A 7,256-nucleotide genomic window follows, 5' to 3' on the forward strand; every position below is an offset into this window, starting at 1 on the left:
AGACCCGGCGTGACGATCGATGGATGTAGGTCTAGCGAAAAGTCTTGCTGCCAGGGCGCTCGCATGGGCGGTGTAGCCCCCAAATCACTCGCGAGGCGGGACGGGCGGGACGTCCGGTATCTCGAGCCCGCACCTGATGAGCTCGAAGAGCGGAACGCGGTCGATCCGATACCGGGTGTACTCGAATGAGTGCACCACGTTGGACACAAAGCGGTGCAGGGTCATCGGTGCCCGTACCGAGTTGAGCATCGCCTGAGTCGCCGGGCATCGCAGAGCCGCCTCCGCCTGGGCGACCCAGGCCTGATCGAGGTAACCGGGGACGCCCGGATACCACTTCACCCATGGACCGTCGGCGATCACCCAGTCCGGGAACAGGTTCTTGTCGTGGCCGATCCGGCCGTGCTGCAACCGCTGCGTATGTTGGGCCAGCGGGTTTGCCAACCCGATCTGGTCGATCACTTTGACGTCCAGCCCGACGTTCATCCCCAACATGCCCAAGTTGGTGAAAAATACTGCGTGTTGCGGCTTTTGGGTGGCCGGGATGCCCGGCGCCGTACCCGCCGGGATCATCGGCACGAGATCCCACTGAGTGTAGTTGCCAGACGGTAGCAGCAAGGCGCCGTCCGGGGTGTTGTCGAGCGCCGTCAAGACGGCGGCCATCCGCGGGTAATCGAGATAGTCGGCGGCAGTCAGCGGATGCGCGTGTCCGGTGGCCTGGGCATAGAAGCGGCGCTCGTCGACAATGCCGGTATAGGTGACGTGGGTGGCGTCGTCGCCCATTCCTGGCGAGTTCGCGGCCCACAGCGACCACCCCGCGATCCCCAACCAGAGCACGCTCACCACCCCGGCTAGCCAGTACCCGGTCTCCTTGGAGAAGTCCTTCCCGTCGGGCACTACCAAGGGGATCACCGCGACCGGAGCCAGCAAACAGAACAGCGGCGCCAGCAACACTCGGCCGTGCATGAAGTCGCCGCCCTGCCGAATCCAGTACAACGCTTGCAGCACACCGCTGCCCACCATGAACACCACCACCGCCGCCGGACTTTGCACCGCCCGGGCCACCCGCCCGTAGTCGGGCGCCAGCACCGGCCGCAGAAACGACGGCCTACGGCGCGCCAGCATCAGCACCAGCCCTAGCGGGACCAGCAGTACTACCGGTAGCCACAGCGCGTACGGCTGGTTGAAGTTGGAGAGATAAATCATGCCCTGCGACCATTTGTCGCCGGCTGCGTCCTTCGCAAGAGCAGTTCCGGGCACTAGCAACCCGTAGTAGCCCATGCGGAAGATTTGATAGGCGACTGGCAAGAACCCGCCAGCAATCACGATCAGCATGCGGCGCCGCCAGCTCCGCGCCGCGATCAGCATCATAATCAACGCCAGGCCGCCCATCAGTGCTAGCTCGGGGCGGACCAACACGCTCAATCCCGCCACGAAGGCCAATGCGCCGATGAAAGCCGCGCTCTGCGCACGGACCCGAAGCGGCTGCGACCAGCAAACCATCATCCACCACAGCAACCCGAGGTAGGTCAACACCAGACCGCTCTCCAGGCCGGACGTAGCAAAGTCCCGTGCCGGTGGTACTGCGATGTAGACCAGCGCTCCAGCCGGCAACATGATCGCTCGCCGACCCCGCAGGCTCGGCGCATACAACCGGCCCGTGCCCAACATCAGCAGCACCACGCCCAGTAGCGATAGGGCCAGGGATACCGCCAGCGCCACGTATTCCAGACGCATCGGTCCGCCCACCCAGCTCGCCGCGTACAGCAGGTAGGTCCACACGGTCGAGGTGTTCGCCTCCACCCGCTCGCCGGCGTTGAAGACCGGACCGTTACCGGCCAGCAGGTTACGCACCGTGCGCAGCACGATCAGCCCGTCGTCGGCGATCCAGCGGCGCTGCCATGCTCCCCACCCGAACAGCGCGGCAACCATCGCCGCGCTGACCCACAGGCTGATCCGGACCGTGGTGTCATACGGGAACGCCGGCCACCGGACCCGCTTGACGGCTGGCCGGCGGGTCAACGCACTGGCCTGTAGGGCTTTGAGTGTGGAGCTAGCCGAAGGCAACAGCAGCCCCAACTGTTCCTATCCAAGCCAGCGCCAGCAGCTGCAACACCCGGTCCCGCAGCGCGATGTCTTCGGGCTCCCCGGCTAGCCCGCCATCGACGTCGACGGCGTACCGCAAGATTGCGATGGTGAACGGCACCATCGACACCGCGAACCACGACCCCGAGTACCGGTCGCGTTCGAACGCCCACAGCCCGTAGGACACCACCACGGCAGTGGCCGACAGCGTCCAGACGAACCGCAGATAGGTGCTGGTATAGCTTTCCAGCGATTTACGGATCGCCGCGCCGGTGCGTTCGGCCAGCTGCAGCTCGGCGTAGCGTTTGCCGGCCACCATGAACAGCGAACCGAATGCCGCGGTCAACAAAAACCACTGCGACAGCGGAATGTCGGTGGCCGCTCCGCCGGCGATGGCGCGGATCAAATACGCCGACGACACGATGCAGATGTCGATCACGGCCTGGTGCTTGAGCCCGTAGCAATACCCGAGCTGCATGGCGAGGTAGACCGCAATCACCACGGCCAGGCTAGGTGTTAGCCACCAGGCAATGGCGAGAGCGGCTACCCCCAACGCCACCGCCACCACGTAGGCCAGCCATTCGGGCACCACGCCGGCGGCGATCGGGCGGAATCTCTTGGTGGGATGCTCGCGGTCCGCCTCCACATCGCGCACGTCGTTGATCAGGTAGATCGCCGAGGCCGCCAGGCTGAACACCACGAATGCCACCGAGACCTTGGTCAGCACCTCGAGGTAGTCGTATCGGACACCGCGGCCCGCTGCGGCCAGCGGAGCAGCCAGCACCAGAACGTTTTTCACCCACTGCCGCGGGCGCATCGCCTTGATCACACCGGCAACCAGGTTGGCCGGTGGTCCGGTCACCACATCTTCACTCATACCGACATACCCCTCTGCAGCCGGACGTCAAGTCGCGCCACAACGGTCGCGACGGTGGCGCCGAGAACGATGCCGGCGGCAACGTCGCTGGGATAGTGCACCCCAAGCAATATTCGGGACAGGGCCATCGGTGGCACCAGCACCGCCGCGCCTATGCCTTCGGGCAGCCCGAGAGCCCTGCTCATCAGGATGGCTGCGGCGGTGGTGGAGGTGGCATGCGCCGACGGAAAACTCAGCTGACTGGGGGTACCGACGTTCACGACGACGGCCGGATGATGGGGCCGTCTGCGCCGCACCACCCGCTTAACCAGCACGGCGGCGGCGTGCGCGGCGAAGGCGCCTGCACCGGCAACCATCCAATCGCGGCGTCGACGCGGCGACACGATCGCCCCGAGCGCCGATATGGCCAGCCAGCCGATGCTGTGCTCACCAATGTGGGAAAGCCCCTGAGCTATGGTCAGCGCCGCCGGGCGACTAGCCAGCGCCGACTGAACGCCCACTACTGCAGCGACTTCGCCGTGCGCCGGCGCCCCTAATGGAAGGGCTTCAGCCATGTCGTGGCTCTTGGGTCGCCGCCAGGTCTGCTGCCGGGGACAGCACCGTTTCCCACTTCTGCTTGCTGGACAGCACGGGCAATGCGCCGCGGTAAACCCTGCGCATCTGCTCGAAGCGGCGGATCAGCTGACGTTGCCGGCGCAGCGACTGCCACAGCAGTGCGAACATCTTGGCCCGATCGCGCTGGCGGTAGACCACTCCGCAGCCGTCGGCCGTGGTGACCGTGACGCCGTCGACCGTGCACAACCGGAACCAGCGCGCATCCTGAGTCGGCACGTTGAACTCGGGACGCTGATGGTGGGCCGGGTCGGCGACCTTGAGGTTGTGCACAACGCCACGGGTCAGCCGGTAGCCGATCGTCACCGGATTCACCGGCGGCTTCATCACCTTGTTGCGGTGCAGTGGCGGCGGAACTTCGCTGGCCGCGGGCAAGACCACGGCATCCGGATACTGCTTGCGGATGCGGTGCACCTCTGGCAACGCCGACTCCAGGATGGAGAAGATGTGCTCGGGACCGGCCAGGAAGTCGTCGATGGCCTTGTTCTGGATCGCCACCGTCGAGTATTCCAGGCAGGCAAGGTGTTTGAGGGTTGCCTTGAGGTGGCTACGGACCAGCCCGGTGATGTCGCCGTCCCAGTGCATGGCCGCCACCACCAGCCGGTTACGCAAATGGAAATACGCCTGCCAGTCGATGGCGTCGTCCTTGTCGCTCCAGGCCATATGCCAAATCGCCGCGCCGGGAAGGGTGACGGTGGGGTAGCCGTGCTCGGCTGCCCGCAAGCCGTAGTCGGCGTCATCCCACTTGATAAACAGCGGCAGCGGCTGTCCCAACTCTTCGGCCACCTGCCGCGGGATCATGCAGGTCCACCAGCCGTTGTAGTCGACGTCGATGCGCCGGTGCAGCAGCTTGCTCTTGTCCTCTTTGTCGTCGAGCGGGTACTCGGCGAAGTCGTGGTCGTACTCGGCGTGCGGGGCGGCTGTCCACATGAAGTTCGAGCGGTTGACGACTTCGCCCATGATGTGCAGGTGCGACGGCTCCTGCAGGTTGAGCATCTGGCCGCCGACCAGCATCGGGCTCTTGGCGAACCGGTGCATGGCCAGCACCCGCAGGATCGAATCCGGCTCGATGCGAATGTCGTCGTCCATGAACAGGATTTGTTGGCAGTCGGTGTTTTTCAGCGCCTCGTACATCACCCGGCTATAACCGCCGGAGCCGCCCAGGTTGGGCTGGTCGTGGAGGGAGAGGCGGTTGCCCAGTCGGGCGGCCGCAGCGGGAAAGTCCGGATGATCGCGAACTTTGCGGGTGCCTTGGTCGGGCACGATCACCGCGCCGATCACCTTGTCCACTAGCGGGTCGGTGGTGAGTTCCCGCAACGCGTTGGCGCAGTCCGCGGGGCGGTTGAACGTCGGGATGCCGACGGCGATGTTCGCGGTTCCAGGCGCGGGGATGGCCGCATACCAGCCGCCGTTGAGCAGCGTGACTTTGGTGTCGGTGGTGATGTCGAACCAGATCCAGCCGCCGTCCTCGAACGGCTGCAGGCTCACCTCAACCTCCACGACTTGCGGCTGGTCCTCGGCGCCGGCAAATTCGCGTCCCTCCACAAAGATGCGAGCCCCCGTGGCCTTGGTGCGGTAGACATCGACGCGCCCAGCGCCCACCAGCTCGACCCGCAGCACCACCGAGGTGCAGATCGACCAGCGGCGCCAGTAGCTGGCCGGGAACGCATTGAAATAGGTGGCGAACGACACCTCGGATTCGGCGCCAATCTGCAGCGACGTGCGGCTCGTTGCGTGCGCCCGCCGAGAGTTGGTGGTGGACTCCTGCAGGTACAGCTTGCGCACATCGAGTGGCTCACCCGGCCGCGGCAGGATGATCCGCGATAGCAGGCTTACCGCGCTCATGTTGCGGCTCCCGTAGCCACAAGCGGCACGCCGTCACGCAGATGGGGCACAAGGACGTTCTCATACATGCTCAAAGCGCTGGCAATGGCCATATGCATATCCAGATATTGATAGGTGCCCAAGCGTCCGCCGAACAGAACCTTTGACGACGCTGTCTCGGACTTCGCCCGGGCCCGGTAGGCGGCCACCAAAGCACGGTCGGCCTCGGTGTTGATCGGATAGTAGGGCTCGTCGTCGTCTGCGGCGAACCGGGAGTACTCGCGCATGATCACTGTCTGGTCCGTCGGGTAATCGCGCTCGGGGTGGAAGTGACGGAACTCGTGGATGCGGGTGTAGGGGACGTCAAGGTCGTTGTAGTTCATCACTGCGGTGCCCTGAAAATCACCAATCGGCAGCACTTCCACCTCAAAGTCCAGGGTGCGCCAGCCCAGCCGGCCTTCGGCGTAGTCGAAATAGCGGTCCAGTGGGCCGGTATAAACCACCGGGGCATCGGGACTGGCAGCGCGCAATTCGTCGCGCACGCCGAACCAGTCGGTGTTCAGCCTGACCTCGACGCGGTCATCGGCGGCCATGTTGGACAACCACGCGGTGTAACCGTCGACTGGCAAACCCTCATAGGTGTCGCTGAAGTACCGGTTGTCGAAGGTGTAGCGCACCGGCAACCGACTAATGACGGCAGCCGGCAGCTCAACGGGATCGGTCTGCCACTGTTTGGCGGTGTAGCCCTTGACGAAGGCCTCGTAGAGCGGCCGGCCGATCAGCGAGATGGCCTTCTCCTCAAAATTGGCGGCGTCGATCGCTTGTATTTCCGAGGCCTGCTCGGCGATCAGCTGCCGCGCTTGCTGGGGAGTGAAGTACTTGCCGAAGAACTGCGACACCAGGCCCAGGCCCATCGGGAACTGGTAAGCCTGCCCGTTGTGCATCGCGAACACCCGATGCCGGTAGTCGGTGAAGTCGGTGAACTGTCGCACGTAGTCCCACACCTTCTTATTAGAGGTGTGGAAAAGGTGTGCGCCGTACTTGTGGACTTCGATCCCGGTTTGGGGTTCGGCTTCTGAATAGGCGTTGCCGCCGATGTGCGGGCGCCGCTCGACAACCAGGACACGCTTGCCGAGTTGGGTGGCCACGCGTTCGGCGATCGTCAGGCCGAAAAATCCGGAGCCGACGACGAAGAGGTCAAAACGTGCGGTCATCGGTTGCCTAGGGTATCCGACCTTGCTGCCAAAACCCGATTTTGCGGCTCGCCGGAGTCCGGGTTTTCCCAGGTGCGCAACGTCGGGAGGGCATCCCGTTGGTGCTACGTCACACCTGTGAACCACTCACCTCACGATTCGATATCGCCACTCTAGTCACATCAATCTCACTCGTACCATCGGTCATGTGGGTTTTGATGCCAGGTATGGCGGGCGTGACGACCCACGCAACGAATAGTCCAGATTGAGGAGACTTCAGTGCCAAATCGACGCCGACGCAAGCTCTCGACAGCCATGAGCGCGGTCGCCGCCCTGGCAGTTGCGAGTCCATGTGCATACTTCCTTGTTTACGAATCGACCGCAGACACCAAGCCGACCGAGCAGCACGAGTTCGTGCGCGCAGCCAGCGTGGCGGATTTGCCCAGCGAGCTGATGTCTGCGCTGTCGCAGGGCTTGTCGTCGTTCGGCATCAACCTACCGCCGGTGCCAAGTCTGACCGGCAGTAGCGGCACCGGCCTCACCAGCCCCGGCCTGACCAGCCCCGGCCTGACCAGCCCCGGCCTGACCAGCCCCGGCCTCACCAGCCCCGGCCTCACCAGCCCGGGCCTGACTAGTCCCGGTCTTACCAGTCCGGGTTTGACCAGCCC

At 64.6% G+C, this 7,256-nt stretch carries 5 protein-coding genes and 1 pseudogene; 1 reads left to right on the forward strand and 5 read right to left on the reverse strand.

Annotated elements, in window-relative coordinates; all coding sequences use genetic code 11:
* Positions 1-84 precede the first annotated feature (84 nt).
* From aftB to glf, 5 genes are read right to left on the reverse strand one after another with little or no spacing between them, the layout of a single operon-like run.
* Positions 85-2,019 carry a terminal beta-(1->2)-arabinofuranosyltransferase gene (gene aftB, locus F0Q45_RS06790; protein WP_306439425.1) on the reverse strand — a complete coding sequence of 645 codons (1,935 nt, stop codon included), beginning with the start codon at positions 2,017-2,019 and terminating at the stop codon, positions 85-87.
* 31 nt (positions 2,020-2,050) lie between these two features.
* Positions 2,051-2,959 carry a decaprenyl-phosphate phosphoribosyltransferase gene (locus F0Q45_RS06795; protein ID WP_149653217.1) on the reverse strand — a complete coding sequence of 303 codons (909 nt, stop codon included), beginning with the start codon at positions 2,957-2,959 and terminating at the stop codon, positions 2,051-2,053.
* Entirely contained in the window at positions 2,956-3,513 is a 558-nt protein-coding gene (locus tag F0Q45_RS06800; protein WP_149653218.1) for a phosphatase PAP2 family protein, read from the reverse strand. The genes F0Q45_RS06795 and F0Q45_RS06800 overlap by 4 nt, the downstream gene beginning before the upstream one ends.
* Complete coding sequence (locus tag F0Q45_RS06805) at positions 3,506-5,416, reverse strand: glycosyltransferase (RefSeq protein ID WP_149653219.1); 1,911 nt, start codon at positions 5,414-5,416, stop codon at positions 3,506-3,508. The genes F0Q45_RS06800 and F0Q45_RS06805 overlap by 8 nt, the downstream gene beginning before the upstream one ends.
* Complete coding sequence (gene glf / locus F0Q45_RS06810; protein ID WP_149653220.1) at positions 5,413-6,609, reverse strand: UDP-galactopyranose mutase; 1,197 nt, start codon at positions 6,607-6,609, stop codon at positions 5,413-5,415. The genes F0Q45_RS06805 and glf overlap by 4 nt, the downstream gene beginning before the upstream one ends.
* Positions 6,610-6,867: 258 nt before the next feature.
* On the opposite strand from glf, the pseudogene F0Q45_RS06815 reads away from it, so the two are divergent.
* Positions 6,868-7,256 (forward strand): annotated as a pseudogene (locus tag F0Q45_RS06815) (hypothetical protein); the annotation flags it as partial.

The sequence above is a fragment of the Mycobacterium simiae genome (genome assembly GCF_008370645.1).
Lineage (GTDB): Bacteria > Actinomycetota > Actinomycetes > Mycobacteriales > Mycobacteriaceae > Mycobacterium > Mycobacterium simiae_A.